Genomic DNA, 21,521 nt, shown 5'->3' on the forward strand with positions numbered 1-21,521 from the left:
TACCCTGATCCTCACTCCATGTAGTAGTTGTACCATTGCTGGAATGCAAAGAAAGACCAGGCAACCTTACTGTAATTTTTGCCTGTTGCAGGACCGCCATCTCCCTTTACAACATAGTCGTTAATGAATCTGCTGACATAGTCTGCATTGAATATTCCCTGTTTCCTTAAGTATGAGCTCTCGGAGTAATCCAAAAGGGCCTCCTTTAAAGGTCCTCTCATCCAGTTATCAAGAGGAACTCCAAAGCCGGTCTTTGGTCTGTCCAAAAGGTCTCTTGGAATATAGTCATAGGCGATATCCTTAAGGATGTGTTTCTTGTCGCCTCGGAAATACTTGTACTTGTGAGGAATTCTGAAGGAGTACTCCATTACCTCTTTATCAAGGATCGGGCATCTGCTCTCAAGTGAATACTTCATGGATGCCCTGTCCATCTTGACCATGATGTCATCAGGAAGGTAGGTATCCATATCAAGGAGCATTCTCCTTATCTGGTAGTTCCTTACGCCGTAGAGAGATTCTACAGGGTAAAGAATAGGTGCCTCATTTACAGCAAGGTTATAGTCCGTTCCAATATATGTGATTGCAGACATAGGAACGTCCATATCTTCTATGCCTGATATAAATGCGCGGGAGCTCTTTACATATCCTTCTGAAACAATCTGTGTCTTGGTCTCAGGGTTTCTGTTATTAGCAACAACCTTTACCCTGAATGGCATCTTATCAAGGAGCTTGCCACCACCAATAGGGATCTGTCCTACTGCGTGAACTATGGCTCCTGGGATATCCAGCATCTGGGCCTGGGCCACATTCTCATAGACATTGTAGCCACAGAAGAACTCATCTCCGCCATCTCCTGAGAGAGCTACAGTTACATCCTGCTTGGCAAGTTTGCTGACAAGCATCGATGGAATCTGGGAGCTGTCGGCAAAGGGCTCATCGTAGAACTGAGGGATGCTGTTTACAAGGTCAAACATCTCTTTTTCAGAGATATAGATCTCAGTATGGTCTGTGCCAAGGTGCTCAGAAACCTTCTTGGCATACTCAGCCTCGTTATACTGAGGAACGTCAAAACCGATGCTGAAGGTCTTAACAGGGTCGTTTGAAAACTCCTGGGCCATAGCTGTAACAAGGGATGAATCGTATCCACCGGAAAGGAATGTTCCAAGAGGTACATCTGCGATCATTCTGGAAACAACTGCCTTCTGAAGCCTTGCCTTAAGTCCTTCCTTGGCTTCCTCGTAGCTTCCGACCATATCCCCGGACATCTCTTTGTATACCTTCTTGATGTCCCAGTACTTCCATTTCTTGATATTGCCGTTGTTGAACTTAAGTATTCCGCCGGCTTCAAGCTTGTACACGTCAGTAAAGATCGTCTCCGGAGCAGTAATATACTGGTTAAACAGATACCTGGGGATTATCTGACGTCTTATATCACCCTTAAATCCAGGGCACTTCATGATTGGCTTAAGCTCTGACGCAAAGACAATGTTCTCTCCATCAAGCCAGTAGAACAAAGGCTTCTTGCCAATCCTGTCCCTGATAAGATATACGTCGTTAGTATCCCTGTCATAAATGGCCATGGCAAACATACCGTTGATGTGGTCCACCATGTCGATTCCCCACTTAAGGTACGCTGCGATGATAACCTCTGTATCACAGGTTGATTTAAAGGTATAGTCACTAAGTTCTTCCTTGAGTTCAAGGAAGTTGTAGATCTCGCCGTTGTATACGATTGAGATCCTGCCATTTGCAGAGTGCATTGGCTGATGACCAAGGGGTGAAAGGTCAAGGATAGAAAGACGCCTCTGGGCGAATCCTATGCTGTAACCGTCAGTGCCCTCATAGATCTCAACACCGCTGTCATCAGGACCTCTGTGATACATGGTATCATTCATAATACGAAGGTCTTCTGATGATATATTCCGTTTTGAAATAAAGCCGCTTATTCCGCACATAAATTATTTACTGGTAACCTCTTCAAGGTATTCTTTCCACTGTTTGTATATTGCTTCGATGCTGCCTACATCTTCGATCTTTCTGGCGTTTTCAGAAAAGCGCTTCTGAAGCTCTTTATCTTCGATGAGTCTTAGCATCCTGTCAGCAAGGGCATCCTCATCTCCAACAGGGATAAGGAATCCATTCTCTCCATCTCTGATGACAGCCTTAGGGCCTCCACAGGGACAGTCTGTAGATACTACAGGCATTCCCATGGCCATGGCCTCTAAAAGAGAATTGGGCATTCCCTCATAGTCAGAGGAATATGCATAGATCTCTCCCTTGGGGATCTCTTTTTCAAGTTCGCTGCTGCTGCCCATAAGGAAAACAAAGCTCTCGGCGTTGTTGTCATGAATCAGCTTTTCAAGGATCTGTTTTGTTCCATCTCCTGAATCAGGACCAAATATCTTAAGGACGTAATCAGGATGTTTTTCATGAACCTTTAAAAATGCCCTTACAAGCATGGGCTGATTCTTAAAATCAACCAGCCTTGCGTGGTGCATTACAGCCTTTTCCCTGACCTCTGGAAGAGGATTTCCAAAGTACTTGGGATTTATTGGATTCATGATGATGCGAGAGTTGTCCTGAAGATAGGGCTTAAAGAAGTCCTTCTGCTCCTGGGTCTGATAAACGCATCCTGCAGCCTTAGGGAACAGCCACCTGATCTGAATATCATCAGAGAATGCATCGTAGTATCCTATCGGATTGATCCTTATGGAAATAACAACAGGGATATTGCTGTTTCCTGCTGCCATAAGAGCTCTGTAGTTGCACCTGTGGGCAAAGGCCACAAGGACATCGGGCTTATACTCTTTAACAAAGTGCTTTAAGTACTTGACCCTTAAGAGGAACTTAACTATCCTGTTTTTCTTCTCGTCCTCTTCCTTAAGTCCCACATGGACTCTTTTTACTTCAGGGACCAGCTCAAATTCGTTATTCCCATACTCTTCTGTTGCCACGTAAACCTCAAAGCCGTCCTGTGCAAATCTGTTGGCAAGATTTGCCACCACTCGCTCTGCACCGCCCTGGGCCAGGCTGCTTACATGAAATGCTATTTTCTTCATAGGCTGTTTAAAATCCTGATAAAATTCTCTTTGTACTTTTCCGGTGAAAAGTCCTTTGCTCTTTCAAAGGATCTTTCAGCGTATTTTGAAAGAAGTTCCTGGTCTGAGATAAGTGATCCTATCTGAGATCCCATCATCTCTTCCTCAGGTGTAATGTAGGTCGGATCGAAATTTTCAACCTCATCTACATTTGGAACTAGTATACCATAATCACCGCACACAGGCTTATCTATGGTCTTTAAGCCAATGCTGTCGCCTAAGTTCTGGTAGGCTTCATCACTAAGAAGGATCTCTCTTGGTCCGGTCTTACAATCTGTTGAGATAACCGGCTTACCAAGTGCCATCGCCTCAAGGACTGCGTTTGGAAATCCCTCGTGGTTACTTGGACATACGTAAAGGTCTGATGCCTTAAGATATGGGAAAGGATTCTTTTTAGCTCCCATAAAGGCCACCTTGTCAGCTATTCCAAGGCCATCTACAAGAGATCTGTAATTCTCCCATGTTCCATCACCAAGGATCATCAGTCTTAGTTTATCGTTTTCTTTCTGGGCAAGATAAAATGCCTTAACAAGGTGCCATGTGCCCTTCTGGTAGTCGTCTCTTCCCATGCAGGAGATCACCTTAACGTCCTGTCCCTTAAAAGGGAAGTCGCTTATAGGTTCTGCCGCCCTGGCTGTAAGATCCTCCACATCAACAGGGTTGTAGATGCAAAGACTCTTGTCATATCCATAGTTTTCAGAAAGCTGTCTTACAATGTCCTTGGAGCAGGATAGAACCCTGGTGGACTTTTGGGTAAAGAGTTTTATCTGAGAAGGATTCTCAAGATCGATCTGACCACGCAGTCCTGTCAAAAGACATTCTCCAACTCCGGAAAGTGAATTGACGTAGTTAGCTGATGATCCGAAGCTGTAGGAATAATCGATGCCAAGATCTCTTTTGACCTTGCGCACCCTGTTAACTCTCTTAAAGATGTTGATCACTTTGTTGAGCTTACCGTCTTTTGCCGGAACATCAATATCGATAACGTCAATGCCGGACACATCATAATGCATATCCCTGGATGTAAAGATAAGGATATGGACATTGTATATGTCCTGAAGTAATCTTGCTGTCTTGACGCACACTCTCTCGAAGCCGCCCTGATGGAGCATTGGCACCATCAGCATCAGATTTTTCTTGTTGGAAGAATCCATTAAAAATGTCCTCTCTCGTAAAAGTAGGCCATCATCTTAGCCTGGGACTTAACGTCAAAGCCTGCGGCCTTGAGCTTGCCCTGGATGTACTCGCAGCTCTGGGCTCTGTCACCAATTGAATACTCTATGGCTCTGTGGTGGGAGCTTGGAGCCTTATCCGGAACGTTTAGTGTTTCAAATCCTGTTCCCTCATCAAGCATGTCTATGTCAGGGGTGTCATAGGTTTCAAATACGCTCTCGCGTCTCTCCCCTGCGATCTTGGTGAAGGTCTGGTTAACCCTGATCTCCTCCATGAGAGCATCTGGATGATAATCTTCTCTGAGCATCAGATCATCAAGAATCTTTCTCGCCCAGTCTCTTGGCTGAGATGTAATGCTGCGAACAGATACAAGCTCTGTTACGCAGACCTCTTTTGTTATGGTGTCAGATACAAGACACTGGAGTCCTGCTGCCTGAGCCTCCACAACGCTTCCAGGAAGTCCCTCATATCTTGAAGGGAAGCAGAAGTAATCCATAGCCTGATAGTAATCGCTGGCGTTGGATTTATTGCCTGCAAAGATACATCTCTCCCTGATATGGAGCTTGTCAGCAAGCTTTATCATATCTTCCATAAGCGGGCCTTTACCCAGCATAAGAAGCTTAACTCTCATTCCGTGCATCATGCTGTACTGATTGAGGTCGTCATTATCAAGAAGCCTGCAGACCTGCGCAAAAACATTTAGTAAAAACTCATGGTTTTTAGCGTATCTGAAACTTCCCACATGTCCGATCACGATGGCGTTAGAAACATCAAGCTCCTGCCTGATGGCGTTTCTCTTTTCCTCATTGTAGGCAAAGCGCCTAAGGTCAATGGCATTTGGAATTATCTTAACTCTTCCAGCGTCCATGAGTTCCTGACCAAACACAGAAACTCCCGCCTCGCTTGAGCATGCAAAGTTATAGTCAGTAATGCCTTCCTTGTGAAGCGGCGTTCTGAATATCTTTGTGGCAAAGCCCTTTATACCATTGTCAACGCCTGCACTTCTTGAGTGGGCAATGCAGATGGGGATTCCTGCCTTTTTGGCGATTGGAAGGTAGATAGATGCAGTGCTGGTCATATGACCCTGCACCACCTTCCACTCATGGGGATGGGCGTCAAAGAACCTCTTTATGGCAGCCTTATAGTCCATAAGATTGGTTCCTGTAAACTTGGGAAGGCAGAATATCCTGCCACCAAGTTTCTGTACGCTATTATCAAAATAGTCCGGCTCTCGAACTGCCATCAGTTCATCAGAAGTCGGACTCTTCTTTCCTGTTTTTTCAGGTGAATAGTGGACAAGGAAATCAAACTGTATCCTATCCCTGTCCATATTCCTATATAGATCGATTATTCTGCACTCTGCTCCACCAAGTCCTAATCCCCCAAGAACGTGGAGCACACGGATCTGACCGTAGCCTTCTTCCATACCATTATCCTCTGATTTTTCTAAGATGAAGGAAAGTATACTTAGCCCTGGCTGTTAGATACTGCCCTAAGCTTTCATAGATGTTCCTGTCCTGTATCTCAAGGCGTTTGTACTCAGTGTAGGAAACAACCTTGCCGCTAAGAAGGAGCTTTTCCAGCTTGTCAAAGTCTTTGTCATTCATGGTGTTGGCGTGATAAACAAAGGTGACGATACCGTCCCTAGTATCCTCAAAGCTCTTTCTCTTGTTAACGGAGATAGGATAAAATACCAGACCATGCTGCCTGAATGGAGCTATTCCAAAGCCGTCAGTAACGATATAAAATCCATTCTCCTTAAGAGCTCTGAGTGTATTTTTGTCAAAAGAGTGGGAAGGCGCCATGAAGATATCTGTGACAATTCCTCTGGCTTTAAGAGTCTGCTTACCCTCTTTTATCATTTCGTACTGTCTGTCGTAGGATAATCCGGCAAATTCAGATTTATCACCCACAGGAAACATCCCGGCTTTTTTAGTAGTGTACACATGGTTATATCCATGCATGGCAACTATCCAGCCGTGCTCCTGAAGCTCTTTTACATAGTTCCAGAAGCCCTCTCTGGGCTCAGTCTTAGAAAGGTTCCTGTCTCTGTTTTCCGGAACCACACCGATAAGTGGCTTGATGTCATGCTCGTCCAGGAGGTTCTTGAACTTCTTGAACTTATTCCAGTCCATATCTGGTGTGATGTCATCCATACGAATTGTTATCTTCATAAGTTATTCCTGTACCACTCGATAGCCAGCTCAATTCCTGCCTTGAAGTCATAGGAAGGATCGTATCCAAGGTTTGTTCTTGCCTTAGTAATGTCAGCATTTGAATCTCTGATGTCACCAGCTCTTGGAGGCCCAAAGATTGGCTCCACATCTACCCCAAGGGCATCTGTAAGGTGGTGATATACATCAATAAGGTACTCTCTTCCGCCTGCGCCGATGTTGTAAGCTTCCCCTGCAACATCTGAAGAAGCAAGGCATGCACGAAGATTTCCTTCGATTACGTTGTCAACGTATGTAAAGTCTCTTGACTGCTTACCATCGCCATTGATGGTTGGTGTCTCGCCATTAATGAGTTGGCGAAGGAACTTTGGAATAACAGCAGCGTATGCGCCGTTAGGATCCTGACGTCTTCCAAATACGTTGAAATATCTAAGGCCGTAAGTATCAAGGCCGTACAGATTCTTGTAGAGTTTGCCGTATTCCTCATCAGTCCTCTTGGTAAGAGCGTAAGGAGAAAGTACGTTGCCCTCCTGGCCTTCCTTCTTAGGAAGAACTGTTGAATCACCATAAACTGATGAACTTGAAGCATAGACGAACTTCTTGACGCCGTTCTGTCTTGAAGCTTCCATCATGTTGAGAGTTCCTCTGATGTTTATCTCCTCATATAAAAGAGGCATCTCGATACTTCTTGGAACTGAACCCCAAGCTGCCTCGTTGAGGACATAGTCCACGCCCTTTGTGGCTTCCATGCAGGCATCCAAATCTCTAATATCCTTCTCAAGGAAGGTAAACCTTGGATTCTCCATGAAAGGCTGAATATTTTCAATGTGTCCGGTAGAGAGATTATCCATACATCTGACAGTGTAACCCATATCAAGAAGGGCCTCACAGATGTTTGAACCGATAAATCCTGCGCCACCTGTTACCAGGAAAACGCTTCCCTCCGGAAATTTTAAATCTCTAAATCCCATTTTACTTCTCCGAAAATTATAATCTCCAGTAGTCGAACTCTGGTGCTGTGTAGTCGTTAAGGCTGTAAATACCCTTGAGGTCCATGAAGACTTTTGTCTTGTGGGCTGGGTTGAAGAACTTAGCGATATCAGCTGGCTTGTATGACTCAAAGTCTGTGTGAGCTACAGCCACGATAACTGCATCCATGTCCTTAACTGAATCCATGGAATCAAACTCGATACCATAGAGGTGCTTAGCCTCATCAGCGTCAGCCTGAGGATCTACAACTACTGGTGTGATGCCGTACTCTTTGAGCTCATTGTAGATGTCGATAACCTTAGTATTTCTTGTATCTGGGCAGTTCTCCTTGAATGTGAATCCAAGAATAGCAACTCTGGCATTTTTAACTGCGATGTCGTTAGCGATAAGACGCTTAACAAGTGACTCTGCAATATACTTGCCCATGTCATCGTTGATGCGACGTCCTGAGAGGATGATCTGTGAGTGATATCCAAGCTCCTCTGCCTTGTATGTGAGGTAGTATGGATCTACACCGATGCAGTGTCCGCCAACAAGGCCTGGGAAGAACTTAAGGAAGTTCCACTTAGTACCTGCTGCCTCAAGAACGCTCTTTGTATCGATGTCCATCTTGTGGAAGATCATAGAGAGCTCGTTCATGAAAGCGATGTTGATATCACGCTGTGAGTTCTCGATAACCTTGGCAGCCTCAGCAACCTTGATTGACTGAGCCTTATATACACCAGCAAGAGCAACAAGGCTGTAAACCTTGGCAACCTGGTCCAGTGTCTCCTCATCCATTCCGGATACGATCTTGGTGATTGTATCAAGTCTGTGAACCTTGTCACCTGGGTTGATACGCTCTGGTGAATAACCAACCTTGAAGTCTACGCCACACTTAAGGCCTGACTCCTGCTCAAGGATAGGTACGCAGATATCTTCTGTAACACCAGGATATACTGTTGATTCGTATACTACGATAGATCCCTTTGTGAGGTACTTACCAAGAGTGTGGCTCGCACCCTCAACAGGTGAAAGGTCTGGTGTGTGATCGTCATTAACAGGTGTTGGAACTGCTACTACGTGGAATTTACACTCACGGAGCTTCTCAGGGTCAGCTGTAAATTCTACAGTTGTCTCCTTGATAGCATCATTTCCAACTTCTCTTGTAGGGTCGATTCCCTTTTTGTAAAGCTCAACCTTCTGAGCATTGAAGTCATATCCTACTACCTTGATCTTCTTGGCGTATGCTACTGCGATAGGCATACCTACATATCCAAGTCCCACCAGTGACAGTTTCTCTTCTCCGGCAAGAAGCTTCTCATAAAGATCCATTTTTATTTCCTCCAAAAAATCATATTTAAACTATCTGTTTTATCTCATTAATATACGTCAATATTATACTACGCCTGTCAAATTTCTGCTCCACGTGGTCCCTGGCTGCTTTTCCCATCTCTATGCGCTTTTCCATGGGAAGCTCCATGAACCTGTCAATGGCTTCATAGAGGGATTCTTTATCCCTTGGTCTGCATAAAAGCCCGGATACATCCTTATTGACCACCTCTTTACAACCATTGATATCAGTTGTTATTACAGGGCGCCCGGTGGCTGCTGCCTCCATGAGAACGTTGCTCATGCCCTCGTGATAGGAAGGATGAACTATGGCATCCGCCTCCTTTATGAATGGATGAATGTCCTTCTGATAGGGGATGCTCTTAAAGTATCCCGCAAGAGTAGCCTCTTTTACCGGCTCCTCAAAGTCCTCCTCGGAATAACCAACCGCCGCAAAGGAAACCTTATCCCCATATTTCTCATGGGCCTTCCTTGCCGCATACAAAAGCTCCTCAGTTCCCTTCTCCTTCATAAGACGACCAATATAAAGGAATCTTGTAACATCGTCTTTATGTCCCGGATACTCTTCAAACTTGTGCTTATCAAGGTTTACGCCAGAGCCATTTACAACAACGGTCTTTTTACCCCTGATGCCATGCTGTTCAAATATCTGATGATTATATTCATTCTGGAAAAAGAGACAGCTGCAGCCCTTAAGTGCCGTCTTGTACATGGCAACTATGAGCTTTAGAAGTGTTCCGCCTCTTTCGAATGTTGAACCAAGGCCCGTGATAGTTGAAACATAAGGGATCCTTGCCAGTCTGCAGGCAAATCCGCCGTAGATATTTGGCTTAATGGTATAGGTTATGACTATATCAGGCTTCTCACTTTTTAAAAGCCTTCTATAAGCGCCAAAAAGAGCCATATCCTGAACAGGATTGACTCCGCGCCTATTGATATCCGTATGTATTACCTTGCAGCCTTCATCCTGAAGCTCTTTTGCCTTAAGATCATCAGGAAGGCTCACGGTAACTTCAAAGCCTTCATCCATGAGCCCCGTAAGGATCTCATTTCTGAAATCGTAAAGGCCGCTGGATGAGTTGGCAAGTATCAGTGCTTTTGGCATTTTAACCACCTTTAGTCCTGTCCGCTTCTCTTTTTCAGCTTGTCCTCGCTCATGATGAGAAGCTCATTGTATTTCATCATGTAGATACCTTCCTGGTAATCCCCGATGCTGACAGGATTCTCTCTGCCGTTTAAGTTGTCGATTATCCTTCTTGGGAAATTAACTCCGCAGGCATAGGCATGAGGATATCCACCGCCAAACCTTGGGTTAACCTCTGAAAGGTACCATGTATCTGTGGCATTGTCATAGAACAGGTCAATGTCGATCATTCCCCTGTAGCCCACAGTCTCAACAAAAGATACGATCTGCTCAAAGAGCTTTGGATCCTTAACAGAAACAGACTTATCTGTCTCTCCGGCTCTCATCTTGAGCTTCTCCTTAAGGAAGATATCAGTGCACTTACCTGTGATAAGGTCGATGTACACATCTGCTCCGTACTCCTGACCTCTCATATATTCCTGGATGATAAGGTCGTCATAGTCATGGAAAAGAGCTATCAGCATCTCTTTAGACTCAACCGCATTTATGTTAAGGGAAGCGCTTCCCTTTCTTGGCTTAACAAATACAGGGAAATCAATCTCTCCCTCAGACATTGCTGTCTCAAAGTCCTCAATGGACAGATAGCACTTGGCTGTTGGAATTCCCAGCTTAACAAGCATCTCATACATCCTGTACTTATCAAGACTGGTCTCGCACAGCTCGTATGAAGAAACTATAGGTGTTACTCCGATCTCAGTAAATCTGTCTGCGTTCTCAGCGATCAGAGAAAGCTCAGGATCTATAAGACTGAATACACCCTTGATATCATTCTTTTTGCAGACCCTAAGGATCTCGTCGATATAGAAAGGGTCCTTGATAACTGGAACTATTATGGCCTCGTCTGCATCATAAATAGCTGGTCCGATGTTGGAGCAGTCTGTAGCAAACACCTTGCCATTGTTGGCAAGTTCTCTTTTGAAAGCCTGTACAACCTTGTTTCTTGTTCCTGCACTCAAGATAAGAATATTAGTTGCCATTTATTTTCCCCTCTTTTTGTTTAGCTCATCAAAAAACAGTGGTGTTCCACCTGTATGAATAAACAGGATAGTCTTGTCGGAAAGCTTGTTCTTTTTGATGTAATCTTCCATTCCAAAGAAAGCTTTGCCCGTATAGGTGCCATCAAGAGGCATTCCGTATCTGACAAGGGCGTCCTCGATGACCGCAGATATTTCACTGCTGTCAGCGCCATATCCATCTCCGGTGTAATCATCTATAAAAATGGTGGCACTTTGAATATCTTCTTCAGTAATGGTTCCCGCAGCAGATCCACCCTCACCCTTTAGGTAATCTCTGATGCTGTCAACAACCACATCTCTTCCCCTTGGGTTCTTTCTAGCGATACTGATGCCTACTATCTTTCTGTCATCCCCTTCAAGAAGCTGGCCGCACACCAGTCCTGCCTGGGTAGTACCGGTTCCTGATGCAAAGAAGATATAGTCAAAAAAGATTCCCTCTTCCTGTTCGAATTTCTTTATCTCGCTGTAGCACTGGGCGTAGGCTCTTGTGCCAATGTTTCCGTGACCACCGCCCATGATGAAATAGGGTTTGTGACCGGAATCTTTTAGTTCCTGAAGCTTGTGGTCTATGGTCTCACTTACCTGATCCACAGGAACCGTGATGATCTCTGCTCCCAGGATCTCCATGATCCTGCTGTTGTAGGTTTCGTCGCTGACTTCCTGTGGTCCTATGATAAGACACTTAAGTCCCCTTTGGGCCGCCATGTTGGCAACAACCCTGCAGTGGTTAGAGTGACTGCTTCCATAGGTGACCACGTAGTCATAATCCCCTGCGTCTATCTCCTCAAAAAATAGCCTGGCCTTTCTGGCCTTATTGCCCCCAAAGGAGTAGGGGATCATGTCCTCTCTTTTGACATAAAGGTTACTGCAAAGGTCGCTATTTAATTTATAAACAGGAGTCCTATCGTTCATATAACCTCTTTATTTAGCCGGGTTCTCTTTTCTGTAATCATCAAAATCAGGAAGGGCATTAAGCTGTATTCCCTCGCGGACAAATACAGCCTTTACTGTATCTATTATAATCCTGATATCTGTCATAAAGGTAAGGTGCTCGACATAATAGATGTCATATTCAAATTTCTTTTCCCAGGAGATGGCATTCCTGCCGTGGGCCTGAGCATATCCGGTAAGTCCGGGGCGCACGCTGTGGCGAAGCCTCTCCCTGTCGGTGTAATATGGCAGATACTTAACAAGAAGCGGTCTTGGCCCGATAAAGCTCATGTCACCCTTAAGGATATTGAAAAACTCAGGGAGCTCATCGAGGCTGGTGGAACGAAGCTTCTTGCCAAAGGCTGTGAGCCTTACTTCATCTGGAAGAAGCTCACCATTTTCATCCCGCTCATCTGTCATGGATCGGAATTTGTACATTCCAAATATCTTTTCATCCTTGCCTGGGCGCTGCTGCTTAAACAGCACAGGGCTTCCAAGCTTAACTCTGACCAGAATAAACAGGATCAGATAAAGCCATGAAAACAGGATTATGACAAACAGGGACAAAAGAATGTCCAAAAGTCTTTTTATGTACTTGGAATAAAAAGTATTCTTCATACCAGGTAACTTTCTCTTTTACTGAAAGCAGCGCTTAACAACCTCTATAACAACGTCCTGCTGCTCAGGTGTCATCTTGTTATCACTTGGAAGGCAAAGGCCTCTGTTAAAGATATCCATGCCAACATCAAGGACAGTGCCTTCGTCGATGTAGGCGTTACTTCTTGCTCTTCCATTTCCCTGCTCTGTGATAAATGCATGTGAGCGGTAGATTGGCTGCATATGCATAGGCTTCCAGATTGGTCTTCCCTCAGCATTGATACTTACAATTGCCTCAAGGATCTCAGTTGGGCAGCTCTTTCCAGGCTCTGAAACGTAGAGAACTTCCTTCTCTCCTCTTACCTGCTTGCACATGGCATCCTCATCAATGAGAAGACATGAAAGCCAGTAGTTTGGCTTAGATTTCTCAGCATCAAAAGGATTCATCTTAACTGGAAGATCCTTAAATCCTTCCTTGTATCTGTCGTAGATGGCTTTCTTCTGGGCGATGTGCTCCTCAAGATGAGGAATCTGTCCCCTTACAACACCAGCGATAACATTACTCATACGGTAGTTGTAACCAAGCTCTTCGTGCTGATACCAGGGAGCATCCTCTCTGCTCTGAGTTGACCACTTCCTGATCTTGTCAGCATCTTCTAATGAATCTGTAAGGAACATTCCACCTGATGATCCAGTGATGATCTTATTGCCGTTAAAGGAAATAATGCTCACATCACCAAATGTTCCTGTCTGTTTGCCTTCATAAGTAGCGCCAAGAGATTCTGCAGCGTCCTCAACAAGAAGTGCTCCATACTTGTCGCAGACCTTCCTGAGCTCACTGACCTTTCCTGGTGTTCCATAGAGGTGTGCTACCACAACCATCTTTACTTCAGGGTATATCTCAAAGGCCTTTTCAAGAGCCTTAGGGCTCATGTTCCAGGTGTCATATTCTGTGTCGATAAATACCGCTTCTCCACCTTCGTAGGCAACAGGATTAACTGTAGCATCGAAGGTCACGTCTGAGCAGAACACTTTTCTTCCTTCAAGAACTCCGTGGCCCACTTTAGCCTGTCCATAGAGCTTCTCACCGGCAAGCTTTATTGCAAGGTGAAGGGCCGCTGTTCCTGAAGAAAGAGCTACAGCACACTTACATCCTATCTTTTCTGCGATGAGTTTTTCTGACTCGTTGATATTGGCACCTACTGTGGACAACCAGTTGGTGTCGTAGGCCTCCTGAATATATTTGATCTCCTCACCATGCATTGTTGGTGAAGCCAGATAAAGCTTTTTCTCAAAAGGTTTAATTTCCATTGATATCCTCCGCGGTCTTCTGAAGGGCCTCTTTTCTCTCTCTTGTCATTGTGTATCTGTGGACGTCAGGATGATAGGTCTCAACGATCTCTTTTACCAGGTCACGAATCTGAGGTGATTCCTCTTTTGCAGCCTCGTTGAGCTTCTCAAGCTGTGAAAAGAATCTCATCTCGTCCATCTCGATCGGCTTACCTATGTGGATCATCTTGTTGGCTGTATCATGAAGTCCCTCTTCATCCATGAGCATCTCCTCGTAGAGCTTCTCTCCCGGACGAAGTCCTGTAAACTCAATCCTTATATCCTCTCCAACCTTGTAGCCAGAGAGCTTGATAAGGTTCTCTGCAAGGTCAAGGATCTTAACCGGTTCACCCATATCAAGAACGAAGATCTCACCGCCCTTTGCAAAGGCTCCGGCCTGAAGTACCAGAGATACTGCTTCAGAAATAGTCATGAAGTATCTGATGATGTTAGGGTCAGTAACAGTTACAGGACCACCTGCTGCTATCTGCTTCTTGAAAAGCGGAATAACTGAACCATTGGATCCAAGAACGTTACCAAATCTTACCGCCACAAACTCAGTGTCATAGTGCTTGTTGAAGGTCTGTACGATCATCTCACAGATTCTCTTGCTGGCGCCCATGATATTGGTAGGGTTAACAGCCTTATCAGTGGAGATCATAACGAACTTTTTGCATCCGTTGGTTGCTGCTGCCATGGCAGTTTTCCAGGTACCAAATACGTTGTTCTTGATAGCCTCGTTAGGACTGTCCTCCATAAGAGGTACGTGCTTGTGCGCTGCTGCATGGTAAACAATATCCGGCTTGTACTCTGCAAAGATATTGTTGATACGAACTGTGTTTCTGACTGATGCTATAAGGACTACAAGATCCAGATCAGGATATTTGTATTTGAGCTCCTGCTGTATCTCATAGGCATTGTTCTCATATATGTCAAGAATAATAAGTCTCTTTGGATTGTGGCTTGCGATCTGTCTGCAAAGCTCTGAGCCAATGGATCCTCCTCCACCAGTTACCATGATTGTCTTGCCACTTACATAACCTGCAATGGAATCAAGGTCTACTGTTATAGGATCACGTCCAAGAAGGTCCTCAACCTCCACGTCACGAAGACGGGATACATTAACTTCTCCGTTTACAAGCTGGTACATTCCAGGAAGCGAACGAAGCTTACAGTTTGTATTCTTACAGATATCCAGGATCTTTTTAAGCTCCTGTCTGGATACAGAAGGAATAGCTACGATGATCTCGTCGATATCGTAGAGATCTGCGCACTCAACGATCTTATCTCTTCCGCCTACAACACGGATTCCCTGGATATATTTGCCCCACTTGTTGGTGTCATCATCGATGATGCACTTAACTGACATGGTGGAGTAATTGCTGGTGATAATGTCCTTGATGATGATATTTGCTGCTTCGCCAGCACCGATCACCATAACAGCCTTGCTGTTTTCTTTGTTGACTGCCAGGTGCTTTTTACCCCTGAAGAATCTGTAGGAGAACCTGCTGACAAAAATAGCTGTGATCAGAAGGAAGGTGTACAGGAAATAATAGCTCTGAGGAACAGCCTGCTCGTAGGACTTAAAGAACTGAAGTCCAATAGCATTTACAACACCTGAGATAACGCAGGCCATAACAAGGTTTTGCATCTCACGCTCGCCAGCAAAAGCCCAGAGGCTGTCATAGAGCCTGAACAGGAAAAAGACCCCTATCGTGATGATGATATTGATAGGCAAAAATGTAGTTATTGGCTCCAAGTAGTAGTCAGGTATGGTGTCCAGACTAAACTCAAATCTCATAAGGATAGCCACGTAGCTGGCCATGACAATGCTGATGATGTCATAGATTATGAGAGCTGTTCTTCTATAAAGTTTTGCAAAGTTAAAGGGTTCTTTTTTCTTATTCATTTTCTTGTGCCTTAAAGGTTAGTGGAGCAATTGCCAGCATAAGAGCAACTGTCATTGGATTGCAGTAATGGAATACCCACTCGGTAAGACCAGCTACAGCAAATCCGATTATCATTGCACAGGTAATAAGAGAGAGCATCTCTTTTTCCCTGTTGTTCTTAACATAGATTAGTGATGAGATAAGAGCTGCTGCCATCATGATGATAAAGCATGCTCCTCCCACCATTCCGTGGTCATAAGCCACCTGGATAAATGTGTTGTGGGCATGAACTGCTATCTCACCATTTGGAAGCATTGCTCCCATATCTTCATGTCCCCACATATTGAGCTCCTGAATGTAAGCCTTAAAGATTGTGATACGTCCGTTGGATATAACATCAAGAATGTTGTCGTCATCGATGTATTCCACCATCTCTTCAAGGAGCATATGGTACTCAGCTCTGGTGAAAGTGGACGCTGCAAGAAGGTTATCTGCATCAGCCTCGTCGATAAGGCCGTAGTCCTCACTGCCCTCACCTTCTTCATATTGCTCTTCTATAGTATCCTCAAAAGGGAAACCATAATTATCAAAAACAGGAGTTCCGTCTTTTTCGTAGTTGTTTTTATCTATCGGAAACTCATAGGATCCAACATCCATTCCAAGGATCTTGGCCTCGAAGAGATTGGCAAATCTCTCAACACACATAAAGTTGGTGCTATCCCAATCCGCGCCGCCTTTTACAAACTCATCAGTTTCATCTATAGGATAGATAACAGGATCTGCAACCATTGTTGGAATGATCCTCTGAAGAGTAAACGCAGCAGGGAAGCACAGTATCAGCGATAAAGCAAACACTCCAATTATCCTTGGCAGGTGCTTTACGTAATATGTCGCAACAACACACAGCACCAGGAAGGTTGATGCTATGATCGCAAGATAACCTGTCCTTGAAACTGTAAATATCGCATAGGACATAATGAATCCGAAGAGGACCAGCTCTTTCCATGCGATGACGATCATATCCTTAAGGCTGCACCCCTTTGGAAGGGATACTATCTTAACCACCAGAAGCACAGTGGCTACTGCTCCCATAAAGGTAAAATACTCAGCTGTTACTGTAACTGTGTGGAAGATAAATGCAAATCTTCCCAGGGTATATCCTGCAAAGTACCTGTGAAGCAGACTAAACACCAGTGAAATACCAAAGTTCATCATAAGTCCGCCAGCCAGGATCTTGTAATAATCTTTTTTCTTGTCCCACACTGCAAGCCTGATAAACAGGCAGGTAAACAGAAGCGCAAGGTAAATGCCCCATACCCTTGTGTTTCTAAGGACGATTATGGTCACAAAGAATACAGCAAGAATAACTCCAAAGACACTTGGTCTTGCAGAAAGCTTTTTCTTCTTGATGGCAAGAACAATAAGTCTTACAAAGTTAAGGATCAGCAGTCCTCCCAATATTGAGATGATGATACTGCATCTAAGTACCAGGTTCTGAAGGTCTGCCTCTTTTTCTGTCTCAGCGATCTTATGCAGGTTGTAGTAATAGATTCCATAAATTCCTGAACCCAAGGCCCAGATGAGGTTGTACAGATTAAGTGCCTCACTGATCTTGAAGGTCAGTATTATTGCTATGAGAATCCATATGGTCATATGCTTCTCAGAAATGCTGTGATAAATATCATAGAGGCCATTCATGTATTCAGATGCATACCAAAGTCCCATTGCAATGGAGAACATGATAAGCACGTACTGAAGTCTGTCCTCGTTCTTTAAGCTCTGCCAGAAGGACACTCCTATGTTGTGGGTCACAACCCTGTGGTTTATGGCATAGAAAGTGATGGCTGCTGTAATGATAAGTCCAATCTCATAGAAGATAATGTCTGCTGGTCTTGAGTCAAAGACCTTAAACGGGAATACCATCAGCATAAGCGCAAGGAACACAATAGCTGCTACCGGATTAGCCACATATCGAAGTACTGACTCTACTGTAAGAATGCTGTTTCTGTCAGGATTCTTTTTGTAAAAGAGCTTGACCAGAGTGCAGATTATTACTGCCAGAGCTGCAATTCCAACAATCCATATAAGAGACTTAGCCTTGGACATTGGAATACGATAGTTGTATCTTGCTGCAAGATGTCTTCCCTCTACCGGCTGATATTCCTCTGTCAGATTGCCAAGATAAGACTCTGCACTTCTGACATCTTCTGTGCCAATAAAATACTTGGATCTTACAGGAATCATTTTTACTGCATAGCTCTTTCCAACTTCCAGATTCACTTCCATTGGAACATTAACAAATCCTGGAATCGCAAGCCCTTCTGTGTCAATGTAAGTCTTAAGAGCTGATACTCCATACTCATCTATGAGCATCAGTCCAATATATCTGCCCTTTTCAACGTTCTGAATATAAACATCAATAGAACTTAAACGCTCGTACTGAGCTACAAACTCCTGCATGGTGGTATCATGCTCATAATTTACGAGCTTGGTATCAGCAGTTAATTCCCCGCCGCCCTGGGCCTGCCAGATGCTTGAATACAGTCTTGCAGGGAAAATTGTCAGTATTCCTATTAATGCAAAAATAAGCACAACAGCTCTGATAGCTGTGCTTTTGTTTATTACTTTTCTCATATAAAATCCTTTGTTTCTATATACCTATGCATAGTAAGTGCATCATAGTATGATAACACACCTTCAGGCCTTTATCAAACAGCCCCGGCGCCTGTCTCAGTCCCGTCTGACACCATTAAAAGTGGCAGACATGTCCACAGATACAGGACATATCTGATAAGGTATGTAGGACCTAAAAGCACTGTGCAAAAAGTCAGGATCATAGGGAGGAATGGAAGAATCCCCCTCGCCCTCTTTTTGGACAACCTGTATGCAAAAACAAACATGTATATAAACAGGTATAGTCCAGGTGAAAAAAAAAGGTGCAGGATCGTAGCGTCCTTCTGGAAACTGCCAATTGAAATATACTTATAGAGACTGTCTATGGCAGGGATAAGGCTCTTTCTCTCTCCCGGAGGCTCAACCTCGTATCCAAAATATGAGCTCTCATCGTAAGTAAAGGTATATACAGTATTTCCCTTGTACACATTTATCACTGCAGGCGGATAGTAATATCCATAGCTTGTAAGCATCCATGCATTTACATAAGCAATGGGATGCTCTTTAAATACCTTAAACCAGGCATTCCAGAAATCACCGCTGTTCTTTTCATAGAGCTCGTTGTTAAAATCTACCTTTACAAGGTCAGACACTCTTGGTGTGTACTTATCAAGCCCCTGCTTTGTAATGTAGCTCTCTATAACCTCTTTATCCTCTTTGGAAAGCGTATCTCCCTCGTAGGAATAAACCCTTGCAAGCTGCATGATGGGTACTGTCAGCATCTCCTGGTGATGTGTTCCTTCTGTTCCACAGGCCAGTGCGAGGACATTTGACACGATCAGATATAAAACCACAGGAGCAACTAAGACTGTTACCAGAAATGGCTTTAGCTTTTTCCTGAAATAGATAAGGGCAAACGGGATAAACACAAGGTATGCATAAAAGCCATTGTGCCTGAAAAGTGGCATAAGAACGGCAGATACCATAAAGAGCGCCACTTTCTTTTTATCCTTAAGAAATTCATCCGGATTCTCAAACAGTTGCAGAAGAAGCACTGTAATAATCAAAAGGAATGCTGTAAACAGCCCGTCCTTGCAGGAACAGAGCGTGTACATCACTATTGTTGGAAACAGGCCATAGAAAGCAAGCCAAAATACTCTGGCCTTTTTTCCTATTCCCTTCTTTTGAAGGAAGGACACAACATAAGCGTAAACAGCTGATATCACCAGCATCTGCAGTATCATATAAGCTGCTATACCCAGGTTCCAGGAACCACTAAGCTTATGGAAAAGAGCTATGGTTCCCCCAAGAAGAAGCACATGGAGAAGCGGATGATGGGTTGAAAAAGATCTGGTAAGGACCTCATTGAGCTCCTCCTGAGCGTCATATACGAAAAAGCCTGGGAATTCTGCAAGAAAAACAGGGATACAAAGAACTGTCAAAGACACAAAGTTTATCAGATAGTCCCTCTTTGAAAACTCTTTTTCATCCTCTTTTTTGGGGAGCCTGATGATACCAAAAAGCTTCTTCTCCCCTGTGCTTGCCAGGTCGTAGTTCCTCCAGACATACCTGGTGTCAACGGTAATGATGATCATAAGAGCCAGCATCACCATCATTGCGTTCTTGTCAAAAATATCGATATGATCATAGGTTTCCAGCTGGTATCCAAAGGTTAAGAAAACTCCAGCTAAAATGCCAAACAAGCCTGACATAAGCCAGGCCAGTTGATTTTCTTTATTTGATTTCATCACGTGTTGTCTCCCGGATCACGTACTGAGGATTCCTGTTTTGCGAAATATAAAGCCTTCCAAGATACTCTCCGATCATACCAAGCATGAGCATCAGCATTCCGCCTATGAACATTAAAGCGCTCATAAGGGCAGAAAAGCCAACAGGTACAATTGGATTAACAAACTTCTTGATTATGGTATAAATCCCATAGATAAAGCCTATAACGGCGAAGGTCATTCCTGAAACAGTGGCAATTCTAAGAGGCTTGATACTAAAAGCTGTAAAGCCATTTAACCAAAGGCCAAAAAGCTTACTGATGTTGTATCCGCTCTGTCCCACTTCTCTTTTTCTGTGGTCTACGTCGACATTTACTATATTTCTGGTAGTACGAAGAACAAGGCCTATGATGTAAGGATATGAACCATCATACTTGACCATTTCATCCACAACAAAGCGTCTTGCAGCAAAGTAGCTGGATACATAAAGATCTCTTGGCTTACCGATCATCACACTGGCCATCCACTCATTCATGGCTGTGCCAAAGTTCCTGAAGATATTATGCTGTTTGTGGCTGTACCTTGCATATGCCACATCTGCTCCGTTCTCTATAGCTGCAACGAGTTTCACTGACTCATTGGCTGGAGTCTGTCCATCATCATCAAGGCAGATCACAATATCTCCCTTACTGGCATTAAGTCCCGCCATAAGAGCACTGTGCTGTCCGAAATTTCTGGCAAGATTGATCCCTGTAACAGTTTCAGCATGCTTAGCTGCAACCTCTCTGATGGCTCCCCAGGTATTATCGGGAGATCCATCATTGACAAGGATTATCTCATGATCATATTCATTTACCCCTGACATTGTCTCCTGAATCTCATCAACAACCGCTTCAATAGTCATTTCTGATCTGTAGCAGGGAATTACAAAACTTATGAGTTTATTAGCCATTTTGCTCCTCTCTAGCTAAATGTCTTTTTCATCATTATCATATCACCTTTGTGCCCATCGCTGCACACTACATCCGGGAGATATTCTGTTTTTTCAAATCCAGCATTCTCATAACTCTTGATGGCACTGATGTTGTAAACAAACACTCTAAGGATCAGTTCCTTAAGCTTAAGCTCTTTACCTGCATATTCTGTCATAAGAAGCGCAGCTTCGTTGCCATAGCCCTTACCACTGGCATCGTCTTCACCAATAAAAACGCCGTATTCAGCAGAAAGGTTGTCTTTATTGATATCCCTTAGATAGACACTTCCTACAGGTCTGTTGTCCCTGCTCTTTTCACAGATGATAAACTGAATAACCCTTCCAGTGTCAATCATGGTTTCTTTCCACTTTTTCTGGCCTTCAAGGCTGAAGTTTTCTCTGTATATGAAGTTTTGTTTGACGCGGTCGTTGTTGCGCCATTTCACGATAAGGGGAAAATCGCTCTCTTCAATTAACCTGAGAGACACCCTCTCTCCCTCGATCATAAACGCTTTGTTTTCCATATCCTCTCCAAC

Annotated in this window: 17 protein-coding genes; all 17 read right to left on the reverse strand. The window is 44.1% G+C overall.

Annotation, left to right across the window (positions count from 1 at the left end):
• Window positions 1–11: 11 nt before the first annotated feature.
• Window positions 12–1,955: an asparagine synthase (glutamine-hydrolyzing) gene (gene asnB / locus D6855_RS08435; protein WP_120739986.1), complete on the reverse strand. Its 1,944-nt coding sequence runs from the start codon at window positions 1,953–1,955 to the stop codon at window positions 12–14.
• Window positions 1,956–1,958: 3 nt separating this feature from the next.
• Window positions 1,959–3,059 (reverse strand): glycosyltransferase, encoded by a 1,101-nt coding sequence (locus tag D6855_RS08440; RefSeq protein WP_120739988.1) that lies wholly within the window; start codon window positions 3,057–3,059, stop codon window positions 1,959–1,961.
• On the reverse strand, window positions 3,056–4,252 hold the full coding sequence (locus tag D6855_RS08445) for a glycosyltransferase (protein ID WP_120739990.1): 1,197 nt from the start codon (window positions 4,250–4,252) through the stop codon (window positions 3,056–3,058). The genes D6855_RS08440 and D6855_RS08445 overlap by 4 nt, the downstream gene beginning before the upstream one ends.
• Window positions 4,252–5,697 (reverse strand): glycosyltransferase, encoded by a 1,446-nt coding sequence (locus D6855_RS08450; protein ID WP_120739991.1) that lies wholly within the window; start codon window positions 5,695–5,697, stop codon window positions 4,252–4,254. The genes D6855_RS08445 and D6855_RS08450 overlap by 1 nt, the downstream gene beginning before the upstream one ends.
• 4 nt (window positions 5,698–5,701) lie before the next feature.
• Entirely contained in the window at window positions 5,702–6,445 is a 744-nt protein-coding gene (locus D6855_RS08455; protein ID WP_120739994.1) for a DUF2334 domain-containing protein, read from the reverse strand.
• Window positions 6,442–7,416, reverse strand: coding sequence for an SDR family oxidoreductase (locus D6855_RS08460; protein WP_120739996.1), 975 nt, complete (start codon window positions 7,414–7,416; stop codon window positions 6,442–6,444). Before D6855_RS08460 ends, D6855_RS08455 begins: the two co-directional genes overlap by 4 nt.
• Before the next feature lie 16 nt (window positions 7,417–7,432).
• A complete protein-coding gene (locus tag D6855_RS08465) occupies window positions 7,433–8,749 on the reverse strand; it encodes a nucleotide sugar dehydrogenase (RefSeq protein ID WP_120739998.1) in 1,317 nt (438 codons plus the stop codon).
• 25 nt (window positions 8,750–8,774) lie between these two features.
• Entirely contained in the window at window positions 8,775–9,872 is a 1,098-nt protein-coding gene (locus D6855_RS08470) for a glycosyltransferase family 4 protein (RefSeq protein ID WP_120739999.1), read from the reverse strand.
• A gap of 11 nt (window positions 9,873–9,883) precedes the next feature.
• Window positions 9,884–10,888, reverse strand: a complete 1,005-nt coding sequence (locus tag D6855_RS08475; protein WP_120740001.1) for an ATP-grasp domain-containing protein — start codon at window positions 10,886–10,888, stop codon at window positions 9,884–9,886.
• Window positions 10,889–11,839, reverse strand: a complete 951-nt coding sequence (locus D6855_RS08480; RefSeq protein WP_120740003.1) for a 1-aminocyclopropane-1-carboxylate deaminase/D-cysteine desulfhydrase — start codon at window positions 11,837–11,839, stop codon at window positions 10,889–10,891.
• Between the two features lie 9 nt (window positions 11,840–11,848).
• A complete protein-coding gene (locus tag D6855_RS08485; protein WP_120740005.1) occupies window positions 11,849–12,475 on the reverse strand; it encodes a sugar transferase in 627 nt (208 codons plus the stop codon).
• A gap of 18 nt (window positions 12,476–12,493) precedes the next feature.
• Window positions 12,494–13,765, reverse strand: coding sequence for a DegT/DnrJ/EryC1/StrS family aminotransferase (locus D6855_RS08490; RefSeq protein ID WP_199712422.1), 1,272 nt, complete (start codon window positions 13,763–13,765; stop codon window positions 12,494–12,496).
• Window positions 13,755–15,692 carry a nucleoside-diphosphate sugar epimerase/dehydratase gene (locus D6855_RS08495; RefSeq protein ID WP_120740007.1) on the reverse strand — a complete coding sequence of 646 codons (1,938 nt, stop codon included), beginning with the start codon at window positions 15,690–15,692 and terminating at the stop codon, window positions 13,755–13,757. Before D6855_RS08495 ends, D6855_RS08490 begins: the two co-directional genes overlap by 11 nt.
• A complete protein-coding gene (locus D6855_RS08500; RefSeq protein ID WP_120740009.1) occupies window positions 15,685–18,306 on the reverse strand; it encodes an O-antigen ligase family protein in 2,622 nt (873 codons plus the stop codon). The genes D6855_RS08495 and D6855_RS08500 overlap by 8 nt, the downstream gene beginning before the upstream one ends.
• 74 nt (window positions 18,307–18,380) lie before the next feature.
• Window positions 18,381–20,033 carry a DUF6020 family protein gene (locus tag D6855_RS08505; protein ID WP_120740011.1) on the reverse strand — a complete coding sequence of 551 codons (1,653 nt, stop codon included), beginning with the start codon at window positions 20,031–20,033 and terminating at the stop codon, window positions 18,381–18,383.
• Window positions 20,020–20,964: a glycosyltransferase family 2 protein gene (locus D6855_RS08510; RefSeq protein WP_120740013.1), complete on the reverse strand. Its 945-nt coding sequence runs from the start codon at window positions 20,962–20,964 to the stop codon at window positions 20,020–20,022. The genes D6855_RS08505 and D6855_RS08510 overlap by 14 nt, the downstream gene beginning before the upstream one ends.
• A gap of 11 nt (window positions 20,965–20,975) precedes the next feature.
• On the reverse strand, window positions 20,976–21,509 hold the full coding sequence (locus tag D6855_RS08515) for a GNAT family N-acetyltransferase (RefSeq protein ID WP_120740015.1): 534 nt from the start codon (window positions 21,507–21,509) through the stop codon (window positions 20,976–20,978).
• Window positions 21,510–21,521 lie beyond the last annotated feature (12 nt).

It is taken from the genome of Butyrivibrio sp. CB08, from assembly GCF_003625485.1.
Classification (GTDB): domain Bacteria; phylum Bacillota; class Clostridia; order Lachnospirales; family Lachnospiraceae; genus Butyrivibrio.

Excerpts from the sequence above, each read along its gene's own strand:
- asnB (WP_120739986.1), bottom strand. The coding sequence starts at position 1,955 with ATGTGCGGAATAAGCGGCTTTATTTCAAAACGGAATATATCATCAGAA.
- D6855_RS08440 (WP_120739988.1), bottom strand. The coding sequence starts at position 3,059 with ATGAAGAAAATAGCATTTCATGTAAGCAGCCTGGCCCAGGGCGGTGCA.
- D6855_RS08445 (WP_120739990.1), bottom strand. The coding sequence starts at position 4,252 with ATGGATTCTTCCAACAAGAAAAATCTGATGCTGATGGTGCCAATGCTC.
- D6855_RS08450 (WP_120739991.1), bottom strand. The coding sequence starts at position 5,697 with ATGGAAGAAGGCTACGGTCAGATCCGTGTGCTCCACGTTCTTGGGGGA.
- D6855_RS08455 (WP_120739994.1), bottom strand. The coding sequence starts at position 6,445 with ATGAAGATAACAATTCGTATGGATGACATCACACCAGATATGGACTGG.
- D6855_RS08460 (WP_120739996.1), bottom strand. The coding sequence starts at position 7,416 with ATGGGATTTAGAGATTTAAAATTTCCGGAGGGAAGCGTTTTCCTGGTA.
- D6855_RS08465 (WP_120739998.1), bottom strand. The coding sequence starts at position 8,749 with ATGGATCTTTATGAGAAGCTTCTTGCCGGAGAAGAGAAACTGTCACTG.
- D6855_RS08470 (WP_120739999.1), bottom strand. The coding sequence starts at position 9,872 with ATGCCAAAAGCACTGATACTTGCCAACTCATCCAGCGGCCTTTACGAT.
- D6855_RS08475 (WP_120740001.1), bottom strand. The coding sequence starts at position 10,888 with ATGGCAACTAATATTCTTATCTTGAGTGCAGGAACAAGAAACAAGGTT.
- D6855_RS08480 (WP_120740003.1), bottom strand. The coding sequence starts at position 11,839 with ATGAACGATAGGACTCCTGTTTATAAATTAAATAGCGACCTTTGCAGT.
- D6855_RS08485 (WP_120740005.1), bottom strand. The coding sequence starts at position 12,475 with ATGAAGAATACTTTTTATTCCAAGTACATAAAAAGACTTTTGGACATT.
- D6855_RS08490 (WP_199712422.1), bottom strand. The coding sequence starts at position 13,765 with ATGGAAATTAAACCTTTTGAGAAAAAGCTTTATCTGGCTTCACCAACA.
- D6855_RS08495 (WP_120740007.1), bottom strand. The coding sequence starts at position 15,692 with ATGAATAAGAAAAAAGAACCCTTTAACTTTGCAAAACTTTATAGAAGA.
- D6855_RS08500 (WP_120740009.1), bottom strand. The coding sequence starts at position 18,306 with ATGAGAAAAGTAATAAACAAAAGCACAGCTATCAGAGCTGTTGTGCTT.
- D6855_RS08505 (WP_120740011.1), bottom strand. The coding sequence starts at position 20,033 with ATGAAATCAAATAAAGAAAATCAACTGGCCTGGCTTATGTCAGGCTTG.
- D6855_RS08510 (WP_120740013.1), bottom strand. The coding sequence starts at position 20,964 with ATGGCTAATAAACTCATAAGTTTTGTAATTCCCTGCTACAGATCAGAA.
- D6855_RS08515 (WP_120740015.1), bottom strand. The coding sequence starts at position 21,509 with ATGGAAAACAAAGCGTTTATGATCGAGGGAGAGAGGGTGTCTCTCAGG.